An 18389-nucleotide genomic window follows, 5' to 3' on the forward strand; every position below is an offset into this window, starting at 1 on the left:
CGATGGGTGCCCACAGGCGGAAGTGCGACTGGTGCGGCAGTGGTACGCCGATCGTCCGTGACATGGAGCCGGTCAACCCGGACTACCAGTACTGGTGCGAGGAGTGCGCGCGGGCGCTGATCATAAAAGGCGACCCGATCGAGACGTACCGCGAACTGGAGGGTGAGCCGATCTACGGGCGGCTCCTCGAAGAGCACTGCACGCTCAAGCGGTTCTACTCGTTCGTCACGGCCTGACCCTCCGGCTTCACATCGCTGCCGCACCGTTTCGTCCGGAGCGGCACCTGTGCTCCGGCAGAGGCTCATGGACGGACATAAGGTGCGAATCGGTACACGGCGGAGCCGATTTGGTGTTGGGCCGGGGGGACCGTGTAATGTTGGCGTCGCCGCCGGGGAAACCGGAAGAAAAACGGCAAGGGGCTATAGCTCAGTTGGTAGAGCGCCTGCATGGCATGCAGGAGGTCAGGAGTTCAATTCTCCTTAGCTCCACAGAAAGGATCCCGCCGGGTCGGAAGACCCGGCGGGATCCTCCCGTTTCCGGGTCGGCGGCCGAGTGCGCGGCGCCCCCTGGTGACTGTCGCCCTGTCGTAACCCTCCGTGGTGGCGCGCGGGGCGCCCGGTCGGTGTGCGCCTGCGGCGCCTGGCCGACGGCACGGGGGCTGCCGGGAAGGGCGTCGCCGTCCGTGCGGAGGCTGCGGTACCCTGACGCCATGCGTGCCGTACGCCTTCTGCTTAGCGGGCCGCGCTGATCAGCCCCGGCCACCGGACGAGTCGAGTGGCCGGAATCGGCGCGGCGTCCCCTCCTGTGCGAGGGGATTTTTCGTTTCTCGACAGCCGTGGGCAGAGACGATCGATGGAGCTTTGAGGATCATGAGCGAGACGAACCCCGCTGCCACCACTGGCATGACAGCGGAAGCCGCGCCGCACCGCTACACGGCCGCCATGGCCGCGGAGATCGAGGCACGCTGGCAGGACTTCTGGGACGCCGAGGGCACCTACGCGGCGCCCAACCCCAGCGGCGACCTGGCGGGCGACCCGGAGCTGGCCGCCAAGCCCAAGAAATTCATCATGGACATGTTCCCGTACCCCTCCGGTGCGGGCCTGCACGTCGGCCACCCCCTGGGCTACATCGCCACCGACGTCTTCGCGCGCTTCCAGCGCATGACCGGCCACAACGTCCTGCACACCCTGGGCTTCGACGCCTTCGGCCTGCCCGCCGAGCAGTACGCCGTGCAGACGGGCACGCACCCGCGCGTGTCCACCGAGGCCAACATGGAGAACATGAAGTCCCAGCTGCGCCGGCTGGGGCTGGGCCACGACAAGCGCCGGTCGTTCGCCACGATCGACCCGCAGTACTACAAGTGGACCCAGTGGATCTTCCTCCAGATCTTCAACTCCTGGTACGACGAGGAGGCGCGCAAGGCGCGCCCGATCTCCGAGCTGATCGCCCAGTTCGAGTCCGGTGCGCGCGCCGTACCGGGCCACACGCGCGCGTGGAGCGAGCTGAGCGCCGGGGAGCGGGCCGACGTCCTCAGCGGGTTCCGGCTGGCGTACGCCTCCGACGCGCCGGTCAACTGGTGCCCGGGCCTGGGCACCGTGCTGGCCAACGAGGAGGTCACCGCGGAAGGCCGCTCCGAGCGCGGCAACTTCCCGGTCTTCAAGGCCAAGCTGCGCCAGTGGAACATGCGTATCACCGCCTACGCCGACCGGCTGCTGGAGGACCTGGAGGAGCTGGACTGGCCCGAGGCCATCAAGCTCCAGCAGCGCAACTGGATCGGCCGTTCCGAGGGCGCCCGGATCGACTTCCCCATCGACGGGGAGCGCATCACGGTCTTCACCACCCGCCAGGACACCCTGTTCGGCGCGACCTACATGGTGCTGGCGCCCGAGCACCCGCTGGTGGACAAGTTCACCCCGGCCGCCTGGCCGGAGGGCACCCACGAGGTGTGGACCGGCGGGCACGCCACGCCGGCCGAGGCCGTCGCCGCCTACCGCGCGCAGGCCGCCGCCAAGTCCGACGTCGAGCGGCAGGCCGAGGCCAAGGACAAGACCGGTGTCTTCACGGGCGCGTACGCGACCAACCCGGTCAACGGCGAGAAGATCCCGGTCTTCATCGCCGACTACGTCCTGATGGGCTACGGCACCGGCGCGATCATGGCCGTCCCGGCGCACGACGCCCGCGACTTCGCCTTCGCGCGCGCCTTCGAGCTGCCCATCCGCTGCGTGGTGCAGCCGACCGACGGCCGCTCCACCGACACCTCGACGTGGGACGGCGCCTTCTCGGCGCACGACGCGACGATCGTGAACTCCTCGGGCGCGGACGTCTCCCTGGACGGTCTGGGCGTCGCCGAGGCCAAGGCGCGCATCACCGAGTGGCTCCGGGACAAGGGGCTGGGCGAGGGCACCGTCAACTACCGCCTGCGCGACTGGCTGTTCAGCCGCCAGCGCTACTGGGGCGAGCCCTTCCCGATCGTCTACGACGAGGAGGGCATCGCCCACGCGCTGCCGGAGTCGATGCTGCCGCTGGAGCTGCCCGAGGTCGAGGACTACAGCCCGCGCACCTTCGACCCCGACGACGCCGACACCCAGCCCGAGACGCCGCTGTCGCGCAACGAGGACTGGGTCAACGTCACCCTGGACCTGGGCGACGGGCCGAAGAAGTACCGGCGCGAGACCAACACCATGCCCAACTGGGCCGGTTCCTGCTGGTACGAGCTGCGCTACCTGGACCCGCACAACAGCGACAAGCTGGTGGCCCCGGACATCGAGCAGTACTGGATGGGCCCGCGCGAGGGGCAGCCGCACGGCGGCGTCGACCTGTACGTCGGCGGTGCCGAGCACGCCGTGCTGCACCTGCTGTACGCGCGCTTCTGGTCCAAGGTGCTGCACGACCTGGGGCACATCTCCTCGGCCGAGCCGTTCCACAAGCTGTTCAACCAGGGCATGATCCAGGCGTACGTCTACCGTGACGCCCGTGGCATCGCGGTGCCTGCCGCCGAGGTGGAGGAGCGCGACGGCGCCTACTACTACCAGGGCGAGAAGGTCTCCCGGCTGCTGGGCAAGATGGGCAAGTCCCTGCGCAACGCGGTCACGCCCGACGAGATCTGCGCCGAGTACGGGGCCGACACGCTGCGCCTGTACGAGATGGCGATGGGCCCGCTGGACGTCTCCCGGCCGTGGGACACGCGCGCGGTGGTGGGCCAGTTCCGGCTGCTCCAGCGGCTGTGGCGCAACATCGTCGACGAGACCACCGGCGAGGTGACGGTCACCGACGCCGAGCCGGACGAGGAGACGCTGCGCGCCCTGCACAAGGCGATCGACGGCGTGCGCCAGGACCTGGAGGGCCTGCGCTTCAACACCGCCATCGCCAAGATCACCGAGCTGAACAACCACCTGACCAAGGCGGGCGGCCCGGTGCCGCGGCCCGTGGCCGAGGCGCTGGTGCTGATGGTCGCGCCGCTGGCCCCGCACATCGCCGAGGAGCTGTGGCGCAAGCTGGGCCACACCGAGTCGGTGGTCCACCAGGACTTCCCGGTGGCCGACCCGGCGTACGTCGTGGACGAGACCGTGACCTGTGTCGTGCAGGTCAAGGGCAAGGTCAAGGCGCGGCTGGAGGTGCCGCCGTCCATCTCCGAGGAGGAGCTGGAGAAGGTGGCCCTGGCCGACGAGAAGGTCGTGGCCGCGCTGGACGGGGCCGGGATCCGCAAGGTGATCGTGCGGGCGCCGAAGCTGGTGAACATCGTCCCGGCGTAGGCGTACGCCCCCCGGGCGACGTGTGCCGGGATCTCGCCCGGCCGTCGGGGGCGGCCCTTTGCGGGGCTGTCGGGGCGGCCCTTGCGGGCCTGCCGCGCGGACGGGGGCGGTCCCGCGGGTCTGCCGCGCCGGTGGCTCGGGGGCTCGGGGCGGTCCCCTACGGGCAGGTTCGGGGTTCTTCCGGAACTCCGGGCCTGCCCGTTGCGTTTACCGTTGAAGAGCGGCGCGGCGGCCGCCGTGGCGGGCCGGACCGCCGTATGCCGCAGGGACAGTGGGGCCGCCCGGCAGGAGGAGGAGCACCGTGGAAGCAGTGATCGCAGTAGTCGCCCTGCTCTTCGTGCTCTTCGTCGCCCTCGGCGTCTACGCCACGGTGAAGGCGGTCGGTGCCGCCAAGCGAGGCGTGGACCGCACCCTCGCCCAGGCCCGCCGCACGGTCGAGGACCACACGCTGCGCGCCAAGTCCTTCGCCCAGCCCGGCCCGGCCGGGGAGCTCGCCCAGCTGCGGCTGGCCCTGCGCACCTCGATGCGGGCCACTCAGGACGCCCTGCACGCGGGCGTGGCCGAGGACGAGTCCCTCAAGGAGTCCCTGGCCCTGTTCGAGCGGCTCAGCGCGCACGGGCACGAACTCGACGCCGAACTCAGGCGCCTGGAGTCCGAACCGGACCGTGCCGCGCTCGCCGCGCGGCTGCCGGATGTGCGGGAGCGCACCGAGCGCGTCACCCGCTCCGCGGACTCGCTGCGCTGGGCGGCCCGCGACCGGGCCCGCCGGTTCGCCGACGACGACCTCGACATGCTGAGCGCGCAGATCGACGTCGAGGCCGGTGCCCTGCGGCACTGGACGGGCACGGACGCGGACGGGTCGCAGACGCCGCCGCCTCCGTGGCCCGAGGCCCCGGCCGCCGACGCCACGGCGGCGCGGCAGGACCGGCCCCAGGACCCGCGGCCACACGCCGGGGGACAAGCGCACCCGCGCGCGGCGGAGGAACCGGAACGGCCCGCCATCACCCCGCCCGGCCCGCGTCCCGCCCACCCCTGGCAGCGGAAGACCCGCCCGGAGAGCACCACTTGATCCGGTCGCGTCCGCCCCGGCCGGCCGGGGCCGGGCTGCCGCGCGGGCACCACGCCAGGTAACCTCCAGCACATGTCCCGCCATGTCGCGATCGTCACCGATTCAACGGCCTACCTGCCGGCCCGGACGGTGGAGCGCCACGGCATCACCACGGTCCCGCTGACCGTGGTCCTCGGCGACCGGGCCCTGGAGGAAGGCACCGAGATCTCCACCCGCTCCCTGGCCCAGGCCTTGCAGAGGCGACGCCCGGTCACCACCTCCCGGCCGAGCCCCGAACTCTTCGCCGAGACCTACCGCAAGGTCGCCGCCTCCGGCGCCGACGGCATCGTCTCCCTCCATCTGTCCGCCGAACTGTCGGGGACGTACGACGCGGCGGTGGCCGCGGCCCGGGAGGCGCCGGTGCCCGTGCGGGTCGTGGACACCGGGATGGTCGCGATGGCGCTCGGGTTCTGCGCGCTCACCGCGGCCGAGGCGGCGGAGGCGGGCGCCACGGCGGACGAAGCGGTCACGGCCGCGGAGAAGCGCGCCGCGGGCACATCCGCCTACTTCTACGTCGACACCCTCGACTACCTGCGGCGCGGCGGCCGGATCGGGGCCGCGCAGGCGCTGCTCGGCTCGGCGCTCGCGGTCAAGCCGCTGCTGCGGCTGGGCGAGGGGCGGATCGAGCCCCTGGAGAAGGTGCGGACGGCGTCCCGGGCGATCGCCCGCCTGGAGGAGATCGTCGCCGACCGCGCCGGCGCGGCCGAGGTCGACATCGCCGTCCACCACCTCGCCGCACCCGACCGGGCGTCGGCCCTCGCCGACCGGCTGCGGGCACGGGTGCCCGGGCTGGCCGACCTGCATGTGAGCGAGGTCGGCGCGGTGATCGGGGCGCACACCGGGCCGGGGCTGCTGGGAGTCGTGGTCTCGCCCCGCTGAGGCGATGAGCCACCGGGGGCCTGTGCCCCCCTCACCCGCCCTTCACTCGTGTGAGTGGCCGGGATATCCACAACCGGGCCGTTGTCCCCGGAAACCCACCAAGATCATCGCGGGTGCGGCGGGGTGCCCGATCCTCGTCGCATGGCTCTTCGATCACGTTCACGCACGGCGGCGGTGACCAGCGGGCCGGGCCGCGGTCCGATGTCCGACGGCCGCACCCGCCACCGCCGCCGGCTCCACGCCCACGGCCGCGGCGGGCACCGCCACACCCCGGCCGAGGAGCTCCGCCGGCGCGCGGAGATGCTCTTCGCCGGACCCGCCGGTGAGGCACCGGAGCCGGTGAGGGGACTGCCGCCCGGCGGGCCCGCCGCGGCGGACCCTGCCGGGGACGGCCGCCAGGCGCCGAGCGCGCGCGATCCCGGGGAACCTCCGGACCGAGCGGGGGCGGACGCCGCGACGGCCGGGGGCGGCTGGCGGGAGCGGGCCGGGCCGGCACTGCGGGAACGCCTGCCGGTGTGGCTCCAGGTCAGGTGCGGACTGGAACGGCGGAGCGTGATCGCGCTCACGGTGGTGCTCGTCGTCGCCCTGGCCTTCGCCGTGCAGCACTTCTGGAGCGGCCGTACCCAGCCCGTGCGGGCCCCCGAGGCGGTGCGGGCGGCGCCGCACGGCGAGCAGGGACGGCGGACCGCGTCGCACCCGGCGGCACCGGGGAGCGGGGCGCCGGGGAGCACGGCCGGCGCCGAGATCGTCGTGGACGTCACCGGCAAGGTCCGCGAGCCCGGGATCCACCGTCTGCCGGCCGGGTCGAGGGTGGCGGACGCCCTGCGCGCGGCCGGCGGTGTGCGGCCCGGTACCGACACCGGCGGGCTGAACCGGGCCCGCTTCCTGGTGGACGGCGAACAGGTCGTCGTCGGCGCGCCCGCCCCCGCCCCGGTGCCGGGCGCGGCCGCGGGGGCCGCCACCGGGGCCCCCGCGGCACCCCTGTCCCTCAACACGGCGACCGCCGAACAGCTCGAGACACTGCCGGGCGTCGGGCCCGTACTGGCCCGGCACATCGTCGACCACCGCACACGAATCGGCGGATTCCGCTCGGTGGAGGAACTGCGCGACGTGAACGGCATCGGCGAGCGGCGCTTCGCCGACCTGCGGAATCTGGTCCGGCCATGAGGCCCCGCCCCGCACCGCCGCAGCACCCGGCCGCTCCGGACCCCGCCGATCCGCCCACGGCGCACACCGCTCGGACACCGCCCGCCCGAGCGGCCGTGCACGCGGCCTCCGGGAAGCGGCTGGGAGCGGCCCGCCCGCGGGAGGAAGGACCGGTGGACCTGCGGCTGGTGCCGCCCGCGCTCGCGGCCTGGGCGACGGCGGCGCTGACGGTGGACGCCTCGCCGGGGTGGGCGGCCGGTGCCGCGATCGGCTGCCTGGCCGTGGCCGGCGTCCTGCTGACGGCCCCGGCCGGCGTCCTACTGACGGCCCCGGCCGGGGTACTGTCGCGGGGCCGCCGGTTGGGGGCCTGGTCACGGATGCCGGCCGCCGCCGTACTGCTGTGTGCCGCCGCGGCCGCGGCCTCGGCCGGGTTCCACGGGACGGACCTGCGCCGGGGGCCCGTACCGGCCCTCGCACGGCAGTACGCGACCGTGACCGCCGAGGTGGAGACCACCTCGGACCCGCGCCTCGCCCGGCCCCGGGTCAGGGGCGACCGCCTGGCCCCGGACGCGGTGCTGGTCGACGCCGACGTACGGCGGGTGGGCGCCGGCGCGTCGGCGGTCGCGACACGGACGCCGGTGCTGCTGATCGTCCGCGCCGGTTCGGGGACGACCGACCCGGAGGCCGCGCGGGGCGCCGGCCGTTCGCCGTGGCTCGGGCTGCTCCCCTCCACCCGGCTTCGGGTCACCGGGCGGCTGGCGCCCGCGACGGCGGACGGGGACCGGGTGGCGGCCGTGCTGCGGGTACGAAACCGGGCGGCCCCGGCCGTGGTGGGGGAGCCGTCGGGACCGCAGCGCCTGGCGGGACGGCTGCGCGCCGGACTGCGCGAGGCGACCGACGGCCTGCCGGCGGACGCGCGGGCGCTGCTGCCGGGCCTGGTCGTCGGGGACACCTCACGGATCACCCCCGAGCTGGACCAGGCGTTCAAGGAGACCGACCTCGCCCACGTTCTTGCCGTTTCCGGTTCCAACTTCACCATCCTGCTCGCCCTGCTGCTCGGACCGCCCGCCCTGGCCCAGCGCAGTGAGCGCCGGGGACTGGCGCCCCGCCTCGGCATCTCCCTGCGGGCCACGGCCGTGCTGGGCGGCGCCCTCGCCCTCGGCTTCGTGGTCGTGTGCAGACCCGATCCGAGTGTGCTGCGGGCCGCGGCCTGCGGCTCCGTCGCGCTGCTCGCCCTGGCCACCGGACGCCGCCGGTCGCTGATCCCGGCGCTGGCGGCGGCGGTGCTGCTGCTGGTGCTGTACGACCCGTGGCTGTCGCGCAGTTACGGCTTCCTGCTCTCGGTGCTGGCCACCGGGGCCCTGCTCACGATCGCGCCGCGGTGGAGCGTGGCGCTGCGGCGGCGCCGGGTTCCGCCGCGGGCGGCGGAGGCGCTGGCCGCCGCCGCGGCCGCCCAGGCGGTGTGCGCGCCGGTCGTCGCCGTGCTCTCGGCGCGGGTGAGCCTGGTGGCGGTGCCGTGCAACCTGCTCGCCGAGTTCGCCCTCGCCCCGGCCACGGTGCTGGGCTTCGCGGCGCTGGGGACGGCACCGCTGACCATGCCCGTGGCCAAGGCGCTGGCCTGGTGGGCGAGTTGGCCCGCGGAGTGGATCGCGGAGGTGGCCCGCACCGGGGCGGCGCTGCCGGGAGCGGGGATCGACTGGCCGGGCAGCTGGACCGGGGCGGCGCTGCTCGCGCTGGTCACGGCGGCCGTGCTGCTCGCCGGACGGCACCTGTCGCGGCACCCCTGGTGGTGCGCGGTCTGCGGCGTACTGCTCCTGCTCGTGGTGGTGCAGCCGCCGCCGCTCACCCGCGTGATCACCGGCTGGCCGCCGCCGGGCTGGCGGATGGTCATGTGCGACGTGGGGCAAGGGGACGCGCTGGTGCTCGCGGCGGGCGAGGGCACGGGTGTCGTCGTCGACGCCGGACCCGATCCCACGCTCGTCGACCGCTGCCTGCGCGCGCTCGGCATCACCCGGATCCCGCTGGTGGTGCTGACCCACTTCCACGCCGACCACGTGGCGGGCCTGCCCGGCGTGCTGCGGGGACGGGCGGTCGGCGCCATCGAGACGACCGGTTTCGAAGAGCCCCCGGGCCAGGCGGAGTTCGTCCGGCGCCAGGCCGCGGCACGGCGGATCCCCGTGCGGCACGCCGTCGCCGGGGAACGGCGGTGGGCCGGTGCGCTGTCCTGGGAGGTGGTGTGGCCTCGCGCGCCCGCCCGGCCCGGCGCGGGCACCCACGCGGGTCCCGCGGGCCCGGAACCGGAGGGGCCGAACGACGCCAGCGTGACCCTGCTGGTCCGGACGGCCGGTCTGCGGCTGCTGCTGCTCGGCGACCTGGAGCCCCCGTCCCAGCGGGCGCTGGCCGGATCACCGGCGGCAGCGGCACTGGAGGACGTGGACGTGCTCAAGGTGGCCCACCACGGCTCGGCGTACCAGGACCCGGACCTCTTGCACCGGCTCTCTCCGCGGCTGGCGCTGATCTCCTGCGGCGAGGGCAACCCGTACGGGCACCCCGCGCCCGGCACGGTCGCCGCCCTGCGGGCCGGGGGCGCGATGGTGCTGCGCACGGACCGGGACGGCGCCTTGGCGGTCACGGGCTCGGAGGGGAGGCTACGGGTGGCGCACGACTGAGGCCGGGCGCCCCTGGCCGGGGCGGGCCCGTGCCGCCCGCCCCGGCAGCGGCGTACGCGTCCACCGCACCCGCCCCGGACCGGCCCGCGTCAGCCGCGCCGCGCCGCGCCCTCGGGCCAGACGACGTCCACGGGCAGGCCCGTCTCCCGTGCCGCGAGCACGGTGTCGGCCGTGCCGCCGCCCTTGCCGCTCGGCGGCGCTCCGTCCCACACGGCGACGAGCCGATCGGCCCGGCTCACAAGGGCGCGGTTGGCGTCCTCGTACGCGGCGCGGCCCGCCGTCTCGTGGTCCATCACGATCACTTCGGCGGCGGCCGCGACGAGCTGGTCGAAGGTCCCGGCGTGGCCCGGCTTCACCTTGGCCTGCCGGTAGTCCCGGGAAGGGAGGACGACGACCAGGCGGCCTCCGAGCTCCAGGACCACCTCGGCGAAGAGCGCGTCGGCGCCCTCGGCGACGCAGGAGACGCCGGTGAGACCGGCGGCGTAGGGCTTCAGCGTCTCGCGCAGTGCTTCCCTCACCAGCGGGACACTGCTGTCAACCAGGTCCATGTGTCCGGTCACGGCGATCGTGGTCACGGCGCTCCTCACCTCGACAGGGCGGCGGACCCGCGCCCGCGCTTGGCCGACGGTACGCGACGCCGCGACTCGGCCGTCCTGCCTGGGGCTGACCCGCGGTCCGCCGTCGCCGGGGGCCCCGCTCGCCGTCGGGGCCGTGCCGGACAATGGCGTGCGTGAGTGATGTGAGACATGTGCTGGTGCTGCCCGATCGCGATGCCGCGGAGGAGGTGGCTCAGGCGCTGGGGGAGCGGTTCGGGGTCGAGGAGGAGCCCCGGCTGGTCCGGGACGCGCTGGCGGGTGAGGACGATGCCGAGGACGCCCAGTGGCTCGTCCTCCTGCGGGACGAGGACGAGCGGCTGGACGCGGCCGAGCTGGACGCGTTCGCGGAGGAGTGGGACGGCTGGCGGGAGGAACCGTAGCCTGGCCAATCGGCCGGCGGTCCCGGTTCCGGTGAGCCGGGTGTCCCCCGCCGGGGCCCGTGCTCGGACCGGGTTGTCAGTGGCGCGTGGGATGCTGGACGCGATGGCCAGGAAGACTGCTGACGACAACCCTCTCGCCCCGGTGACCCTCGCCGTGGGCCAGGAGGACCTCCTGCTCGACCGTGCCGTGCAGGAGGTGGTGGCCGCCGCCAAGGCCGCCGACGCCGACACGGACGTACGAGACCTGACCCCGGAGCAGGTGCAGCCCGGCACGCTCGCCGAGCTGACCAGCCCGTCGCTCTTCGCCGAGCGCAAGGTCGTCGTCGTACGCAACGCGCAGGACCTGTCGGCCGACACGGTCAAGGACGTGAAGGCGTACCTCGCCTCGCCCGCCGAGGAGATCACCCTCGTGCTGCTGCACGCGGGCGGCGCCAAGGGCAAGGGGCTGCTGGACGCCGCGCGCAAGGCGGGGGCGCGGGAGGTGGCGTGCCCGAAGATGACCAAGCCGGCGGACCGGCTGGCGTTCGTACGGGGGGAGTTCCGCGCCGCCGGGCGGTCGGCCACACCGGAGGCGTGCCAGGCGCTCGTCGACGCGATCGGCAGCGATCTGCGGGAGCTGGCCTCGGCGGTCGCGCAGCTCGCCGCGGACGTGGAGGGCACGATCGACGAGGCGGTCGTCGGGCGGTACTACACCGGGCGGGCCGAGGCGTCCAGCTTCACCGTCGCCGACCGGGCGGTCGAGGGGCGGGCGGCGGAGGCGCTGGAGGCGTTGCGCTGGTCGCTGGCGACCGGGGTGGCGCCGGTGATGATCACCAGCGCGCTGGCCCAGGGGGTGCGGGCGATCGGCAAGCTGTCGTCGGCGCGCGGCGGGCGGCCGGCCGATCTGGCCCGTGAGCTCGGGATGCCCCCGTGGAAGATCGACCGGGTGCGGCAGCAGATGCGCGGCTGGACGCCGGACGGGGTGGCCGTGGCGCTGCGGGCGGTGGCCGAGGCCGACGCCGGGGTGAAGGGCGGCGGGGACGACCCCGAGTACGCCCTGGAGAAGGCGGTCGTGACCATCGCGCGGGCCGCGCGGTCCCGGGGCAGGGGGCAGTGATCCGCTCCGCCCCGGCTGTCGGGCGGAGGAGACTGGTGGCGTCAACGCGGAGCTTGGCCAGGTCAGCACCGGTGCGTGGCGTCCGCTCCGGCAGGACACCAGCGTGCCCTTGGCGAAGGAGATCGACGAACCGCGCAGTGAGGTGAACGAACTGATTCCACGCCACCGGGGCGCGGATGGGCGTCGACGTCGCGCTGGCACGGAGCGGAAAGGCCCTCACGATGATCGGGGGCCCGGACCATGACGACCTACAGTCCTTGTCCGGGGCGGCACGGAACCCGTACGCCATGGACAAGGCCATGGCGCCGGTCGTGATGGTGTCGTGGTAGCCGAAAAGCCGCCCACTGGACTGGATCCCCTGAGAGCTCAGGGGATCACCGCTGCGCCCCGGAGGCGCATCCGTGGTGATTGGTCGATCCGCCACCCGATCGGTGTAATCCGCGAAGGCGGCGAAATCCTGGGCCGACGAAGGGTGGGTTTCCCGTGTGGCCGCCCCTGGCGAGAGCGGCTACCGTCGATAGGCAGGTGAATCGGAATGCGCATCAGGCTTCGGGGCGGTGCTCGTGAGGCGCGCGGTGCTGCCACCTCGCGCGCTGGGGTTCCACCTTGAAGGAGGTAACGATGGCCACCTTGCATCCCGTGCCGGTGATCGATTCGGTCGAATGCATCGAAGATGTCGTCGCCAAGGTGGTCCAGGAGTGCCAGAACGGCTTGCCCAGCCGAGTCCTTTACCTGGCGACCGAGGCGTCCTGGTGCGAATTGAGCGAGCGCATCACGCACTACGCGGACTGCGTTGAGGCGCCGTACTCCTGCCGGGAGACCGGCATCGATGTATGGGTGGCGCGAGCGATCGTGACTGTGGAGTGGCTGGCGGGCTCCGTCCTCGTATGCGGTCACCGTATAGGCCCGGCGACCCCCGCGGACCACGATCACATGGTGCCTCCTCCCGAAGGTGCGGCCGAAGTCTGGAAGCAAGCCGAGCGGTTGATGGAGCTTGTGTCGACCGGGGGGCCGACCGAGGAGCCTGGCCGTATCGCGGGGTTGTTGAAGCACGACAGCTGGCTGGTTGCCACCTTGGCTTCCGACGTGCTGAACCGCATGGGAATACCAGCGGTTCCGCAGTTCGTATGCGACTACGAGCCGGATCTGGAACTCAACGACCCTGCGGCCACCAGCAAGCGGCCTGTGGACGGTAGATTCACGGAGACCTGGGAATCACGGATCAGCGTTGACGAGTATGCGCTCTTCGAGGCCACTCACCCCGCGTATGCGGTGCAGATGGTGGAACTCGGCCGCATGGTGCGCACGTATTCCCGGCAACTGGCCGACTCCATCCTTGATGTCGGCAGCGGGCCCGGTCTATCGACGGTCATGCTCGCCGAGATGTTCCCGGATGCCGAGATCGACGCGGTGGAACCCAGCAAGGCGGCATTCCCGCACTTGCTACGGAACACCTCGCGACACCACATCACTGCGCACAACACCGGCATCACTGAATTCTCCGGGCGTAACGACTACCCTCTCACCGTCTCCGTGGGAGCCTCGCACCATCTGGATACCCGCATGTTTCTGCGAGGTATGAAGCGGCACACCGCGCAGGGCGGACTGATCATCGTCGCCGATGAGATGATCGCGAAGTTCAGGTCCGCCGCCGAGCGATCGAGAATTATCACAGACCATCACTTTGCTTATATCGAACAGGCCCTCGCCCACATCCGTGAAGAGGACCTTCCGCTGGCGGAGCAACGCAGGCTGCGGGCCATACGCGACGTCGATCGAAGAGCGCCGGGAGCGCTGCACAAGCTCCTCGACGAAGTGCGCCTTGAGCGGTTCTTCTACCGCGGCAACGACAGTCCATGGCATCGCGTACGGTTCACGGTGCTGGAACTCGAAGCTCTGGTGGCCGGCATCGATTACGACGTCGAGCGCAAGACGTATCCGGAGAACTTCATGACCCTCGCCGAGGATGAGGGACTGGAGGTCATCGGGCACAAGCGAGTGCACGCCACCTTGGGGACCAGCGATCTCGACGCGGGCACGCACGTCTTCGCGCTGCGCAACGGGCGCCCCTCGGACGTCACCATCGGGCCGTCATGACGAGAGAGCCAAGCTGCTATCCGGCTCAAGTCTCCATCGAGAGCCGAGAATGCAGCCCGCAGCTCCTGGAGCGACTGACCGGCGCGACGTTCTTTCCGGAGCGTCTGGTGGGATCAGCGATCATCAACACGGTGTGCCGAGCCGGCGGCCACCTCCTTTACGTGACGGCGCCGCCGATGATCGAAGCCCATCAGCAGGTGGACTACTACCTCGGACTGCTGGGCGGTGGCCGCGACAGCGGCAGGGCTCGGATCCACATCGTGGGTCTGAACGATGTCACCTCCCGCTGGCTGAGTGAGAAGGTTCTCGACCCCGAAAACCCACAGGCCGCACGGGTCCGTGCGGTGATCCGCGAGTTCGTGGACAGGGAACGGCGCAATGGCGCCGATGTCCAGCTGAGTTATTTCGAACCGTCCGAGCCGCTTGAGCGCTTCGCCCGTACCCTGGGAGTGCCCGGTAACCAGTCGCACTCATCCCACATCCCCCTGGGGACCAAGCACGCCGGCCGCCAACTCTTCACTAGCGTCGGCATCGACGTTCCCGCGGGCACCGGGCTGTGCCGCAACGCTACCGAACTCGCCGAGGAGGTGGCCCGAATGGCGCGATCGGGGCATCGCGCAGTGGTCATCAAGCTCAACAGCACCGCCTACGGGGGCGGTCTCGGTAATGCGTTGCTGGATCTCGGCGGTCTCATGTCACCCGGGGCGAGCGACGATGCCGCTCTGACCGAGCAGGTCCTCGCCGCACTACCTCATGCCACCTTGGTGGACACCAAAATCACATGGAACGACTTCGCCGGGATGATCGAAGAATCCGGTGCCATCGCGGAAGAATGGATCGAGGGCGGTGCGGTCCGCAGCCCCAGCTTCCAGGGCAGGCTCACCGCCGAGGGCGGGATAGAGGCGGTCTCGACCCATGACCAAGTGCTCAGCGCCCACGGCCAGACCTACACAGGGTGCTTCTTCCCGGCGAGCGCCGAATACCGGCGGACGCTCATCGACTACGGGGTACGGATCGGCCGGGCCCTCCTAGAACACGGGGTCGACAGCGGTGACTACGGAGTCGACTTTCTGGCACTGCGCACCTCTGCCGGATGGCGGCTCCTAGGATGCGAACTCAATCTGCGTGCCACAGGTACGAAGCACGCCTTCACCACGGTCAAGGGGCTGCTCGGGGTTTCCGTCACGGAAGACGGGCGGTTGCTCGTCGATGGTTCGGAGCGTGTCTACGAGGCGTCGGACAGCATCATGGACCCTCGCTATGTGGGACTACGCCCGACCCAATTGATCCGGGCGGTCACCGGATCGCGTCTCGGTTACGATCCCACGCGTAAAACGGGAGTCGTGCTGCACATGATGAGCGCCGCCGTCAGTTACGGGAAATTCGGCGCGGTATGCATCGGCGCAAACCAGGCCGAGGCGAGAACCTTGATGCGGGGCCTTCGGGAACTCATCAACGACCTTGTGGAGCCGAGTAGGCATCAAGTACTCCAGTGAGATTTCGCGGGCGGCGGAGGCGCTGGAGGCGGTGCGCTGGTCGCTGGCGACCGGGGTGGCGCCGGTGATGATCACCAGCGCGCTGGCCCAGGGGGTGCGGGCGATCGGCAAGCTGTCGTCGGCGCGCGGCGGGCGGCCGGCCGATCTGGCCCGTGAGCTCGGGATGCCCCCGTGGAAGATCGACCGGGTGCGGCAGCAGATGCGCGGCTGGACGCCGGACGGGGTGGCCGTGGCGCTGCGGGCGGTGGCCGAGGCCGACGCCGGGGTGAAGGGCGGCGGGGACGACCCCGAGTACGCCCTGGGAGGGCGGTCGTGACCATCGCGCGGGCCGCGCGGTCCCGGGGCAGGGGGCAGTGATCCGGTCGCCCCGGCCCCCGGCCGGAGGGGACTGGTAGGTACGTACGGCCGACGTATCGCCCGGGACGGGGAGGCGGCGACCGGACACGGACCCCGCCGGCAGGCCGAAGGCCCCGTCGCCCGCCCTGGGGAAGGGCGGGGCGGCGGGGCCTTCGGGTGAAGCTGCTGGATCCGCGCCCGCGTGGCGAACGCAGGCCGCGCGCGGATCCGGGGTGCCGGTCGGGAGCGGATGAGAGAGGGCCCGCTCGGGGTCCTTCCGGCGGCTGGATCCACAGAGGATCCGGTCAGATCCGGTCAGATCAAAAAGGTTCAGCCCTTGAGGGACGCGACCTTCTGCGCCAGCGCCGACTTCTTGTTGGCGGCCTGGTTCTTGTGGATGACGCCCTTGGAGACAGCCTTGTCCAGCTGACGCGCGGCGGCGCGCTGGTACTCGACGGCCTTCTCGGCGTCACCCGCGGCAGCGGCCTCGCGGGCCTTGCGGATCGCGGTCTTCAGGGAGGACTTGACGGCCTTGTTGCGCAGCCGGGCCTTCTCGTTGGTCTTGATCCGCTTGATCTGGGACTTGATGTTCGCCACGAATGAGCCTCTACAGGTTCAGGCACGCGAGAACGGGGCCGCGGGCGGTCCGTCTCACGCGCCGGTGATTTCTTGAAGGCGTGCCTCCTGCGGAGAGGGCACGAGACACAGCCACTCAGACTACCAGCGGACGATTGTGCGGCCCAAACCAGTCACCGGTCCGCGCCCGTGGGACCATGGAAGCTACGTATCGATCCGACCCGAGACCGCAGACACTGCGGACGCCTCAAGAATCAGGACCCTGCGTGCCCGCGATCCCTAGCCATGTGCCCGAGCCGAGCCGTACCGACCCGGCTCTGATCCGCAATTTCTGCATCATCGCGCACATCGACCACGGCAAGTCCACGCTCGCCGACCGGATGCTCCAGCTGACCGGTGTGGTCGAGCAGCGGCAGATGCGCGCCCAATACCTCGACCGCATGGACATCGAGCGCGAGCGCGGCATCACGATCAAGTCCCAGGCGGTGCGCCTTCCGTGGGCCCCCACCCACGACAAGAGCAACACGCACATCCTCAACATGATCGACACCCCGGGGCACGTCGACTTCACCTACGAGGTGTCGCGGTCGCTGGCCGCCTGTGAGGGGACCATCCTCCTCGTCGACGCCGCCCAGGGCATCGAGGCCCAGACCCTCGCCAACCTCTACCTGGCGATGGAGAACGACCTCACGATCATCCCCGTGCTGAACAAGATCGACCTGCCGGCCGCGCAGCCCGAGAAGTTCGCCGAGGAACTCGCCAACCTGGTCGGATGCGAGCCCGGCGACGTGCTCAAGGTCTCCGCGAAGACCGGGCTCGGCGTCGAGGCGCTGCTGGACAAGGTCGTCGCCGAGGTCCCCGCCCCGGTCGGCGTCGCCGACGCCCCCGCCCGCGCGATGATCTTCGACTCCGTCTACGACTCCTACCGGGGCGTCGTGACGTACGTCCGTGTCATCGACGGCCAGCTCAACAAGCGCGAGCGGATCCGGATGATGTCCACCGGCGCCACGCACGAGCTCCTGGAGATCGGTGTCAACTCGCCGGAGATGCTGCCGGCCGACGGTCTCGGCGTCGGCGAGGTGGGCTACCTCATCACCGGTGTGAAGGACGTCCGCCAGTCCAAGGTCGGCGACACCGTCACCAGCCAGCACAAGGGAGCCACGGAGGCGCTCGGGGGGTACAAGGACCCCAAGCCCATGGTCTTCTCCGGGCTCTACCCGCTGGACGGCTCCGACTACCCCGAGCTGCGCGAGGCCCTGGACAAGCTCCAGCTGAACGATGCCGCGCTGGTCTACGAGCCGGAGACCTCCGCCGCTCTCGGCTTCGGCTTCCGCGTCGGCTTCCTGGGCCTGCTCCACCTGGACGTGATCCGGGAGCGCCTGGAGCGCGAGTTCGGCCTCGACCTGATCGCCACCGCGCCGAACGTGGTCTACCGCGTGATCATGGAGGACGGCACCGAGCACACGGTGACCAACCCCAGCGAGTTCCCCGAGGGCAAGATCCAGGAGGTCTTCGAGCCGGTCGTGCGGGCCACCATCCTCGCGCCGACCGAGTTCATCGGCGCGATCATGGAGCTGTGCCAGACCCGGCGCGGCACCCTGCTCGGCATGGACTACCTGTCCGAGGACCGCGTCGAGATCCGCTACACCCTGCCGCTGGCCGAGATCGTCTTCGACTTCTTCGACCAGCTGAAGTCCAAGACCCGCGGATACGCGTCGCTGGACTACGAGCCCACCGGCGAGCAGAGCAGCACGCTCGTCAAGGTCGACATCCTGCTGCACGGCGACAAGGTGGACGCCTTCTCGGCGATCACCCACAAGGACCAGGCGTACGCCTACGGCGTCCGGCTCGTCGCCAAGCTGAAGGAGCTCATCCCGCGGCAGAACTTCGAGGTGCCGGTGCAGGCCGCCATCGGTTCCCGGGTGATCGCCCGCGAGACCATCCGCGCCATCCGCAAGGACGTCCTCGCCAAGTGCTACGGCGGTGACATCTCCCGTAAGCGGAAGCTGCTGGAGAAGCAGAAGGAAGGCAAGAAGCGGATGAAGATGGTGGGTTCCGTGGAGGTCCCCCAGGAGGCCTTCATCGCCGTTCTCTCCAGCGATGACAGCGCGGGATCGGCCAAGGGCAAGAAGTAACCGGACGCCGACCGGACGAAACGGACGCCGTGGGGCCCGTCGTACGAAAGTGCGGCGGGCCCCCGCGCGTACTCTCGGGCATCCTCCAGGGAACGGTGAGGAAGGAGAGGAGGAAGTGGCAGG

The 18389-nt window shown here is 71.7% G+C and carries 13 protein-coding genes, 1 tRNA gene and 1 pseudogene; 13 read left to right on the forward strand and 2 right to left on the reverse strand.

Annotation, left to right across the window (positions count from 1 at the left end; translation table 11 throughout):
* The first annotated feature begins 2 nt into the window (after nt 1–2).
* The 7 genes from AB0L74_RS00120 (at nt 3) to AB0L74_RS00150 (ending at nt 9554) form a co-directional block, all read left to right on the forward strand.
* Nucleotides 3–236: a hypothetical protein gene (locus tag AB0L74_RS00120; RefSeq protein WP_003976229.1), complete on the forward strand. Its 234-nt coding sequence runs from the start codon at nt 3–5 to the stop codon at nt 234–236.
* A 179-nt stretch (nt 237–415) separates the two neighbouring features.
* Nucleotides 416–488, forward strand: a tRNA-Ala gene (locus tag AB0L74_RS00125).
* Nucleotides 489–869: 381 nt separating this feature from the next.
* Nucleotides 870–3752: a leucine--tRNA ligase gene (gene leuS / locus AB0L74_RS00130; RefSeq protein ID WP_365643570.1), complete on the forward strand. Its 2883-nt coding sequence runs from the start codon at nt 870–872 to the stop codon at nt 3750–3752.
* Between the two features lie 301 nt (nt 3753–4053).
* The gene (locus AB0L74_RS00135) at nt 4054–4821 is read left to right on the forward strand and encodes a hypothetical protein (RefSeq protein WP_365643573.1); all 768 of its coding nucleotides are present in this window, start codon (nt 4054–4056) and stop codon (nt 4819–4821) included.
* 72 nt (nt 4822–4893) lie between these two features.
* Nucleotides 4894–5739, forward strand: a complete 846-nt coding sequence (locus AB0L74_RS00140) for a DegV family protein (RefSeq protein ID WP_365643576.1) — start codon at nt 4894–4896, stop codon at nt 5737–5739.
* A 141-nt stretch (nt 5740–5880) separates the two neighbouring features.
* Nucleotides 5881–6906, forward strand: coding sequence for a ComEA family DNA-binding protein (locus AB0L74_RS00145; protein ID WP_365643579.1), 1026 nt, complete (start codon nt 5881–5883; stop codon nt 6904–6906).
* Between the two features lie 95 nt (nt 6907–7001).
* Entirely contained in the window at nt 7002–9554 is a 2553-nt protein-coding gene (locus AB0L74_RS00150) for a ComEC/Rec2 family competence protein (protein ID WP_365644455.1), read from the forward strand.
* An 89-nt stretch (nt 9555–9643) separates the two neighbouring features.
* On the opposite strand, the gene AB0L74_RS00155 is transcribed toward AB0L74_RS00150, so the two are convergent.
* Nucleotides 9644–10129 (reverse strand): hypothetical protein, encoded by a 486-nt coding sequence (locus AB0L74_RS00155; RefSeq protein ID WP_365643582.1) that lies wholly within the window; start codon nt 10127–10129, stop codon nt 9644–9646.
* A 155-nt stretch (nt 10130–10284) separates the two neighbouring features.
* Between AB0L74_RS00155 and AB0L74_RS00160 the strand changes: the two genes are divergently transcribed.
* The 5 genes and pseudogenes from AB0L74_RS00160 to AB0L74_RS00180 form a co-directional block, all read left to right on the forward strand.
* The gene (locus tag AB0L74_RS00160) at nt 10285–10530 is read left to right on the forward strand and encodes a hypothetical protein (RefSeq protein WP_078648479.1); all 246 of its coding nucleotides are present in this window, start codon (nt 10285–10287) and stop codon (nt 10528–10530) included.
* 103 nt (nt 10531–10633) lie between these two features.
* Entirely contained in the window at nt 10634–11626 is a 993-nt protein-coding gene (gene holA, locus AB0L74_RS00165) for a DNA polymerase III subunit delta (protein ID WP_365643586.1), read from the forward strand.
* A 621-nt stretch (nt 11627–12247) separates the two neighbouring features.
* Nucleotides 12248–13723, forward strand: coding sequence for a class I SAM-dependent methyltransferase (locus AB0L74_RS00170; protein ID WP_365643588.1), 1476 nt, complete (start codon nt 12248–12250; stop codon nt 13721–13723).
* The gene (locus tag AB0L74_RS00175) at nt 13720–15219 is read left to right on the forward strand and encodes a peptide ligase PGM1-related protein (RefSeq protein ID WP_365643591.1); all 1500 of its coding nucleotides are present in this window, start codon (nt 13720–13722) and stop codon (nt 15217–15219) included. Before AB0L74_RS00170 ends, AB0L74_RS00175 begins: the two co-directional genes overlap by 4 nt.
* A gap of 7 nt (nt 15220–15226) precedes the next feature.
* Nucleotides 15227–15576, forward strand: a pseudogene (locus AB0L74_RS00180) (DNA polymerase III subunit delta); the annotation flags it as partial.
* Between the two features lie 309 nt (nt 15577–15885).
* Here the strand turns inward: AB0L74_RS00180 and rpsT are convergent.
* Complete coding sequence (rpsT, locus tag AB0L74_RS00185; RefSeq protein ID WP_365643593.1) at nt 15886–16152, reverse strand: 30S ribosomal protein S20; 267 nt, start codon at nt 16150–16152, stop codon at nt 15886–15888.
* Between the two features lie 245 nt (nt 16153–16397).
* On the opposite strand from rpsT, the gene lepA reads away from it, so the two are divergent.
* Entirely contained in the window at nt 16398–18266 is a 1869-nt protein-coding gene (gene lepA / locus AB0L74_RS00190) for a translation elongation factor 4 (protein ID WP_365643596.1), read from the forward strand.
* Nucleotides 18267–18389 lie beyond the last annotated feature (123 nt).

This window comes from Streptomyces sp. NPDC052020 (genome assembly GCF_040680575.1).
Classification (GTDB): Bacteria; Actinomycetota; Actinomycetes; order Streptomycetales; family Streptomycetaceae; genus Streptomyces.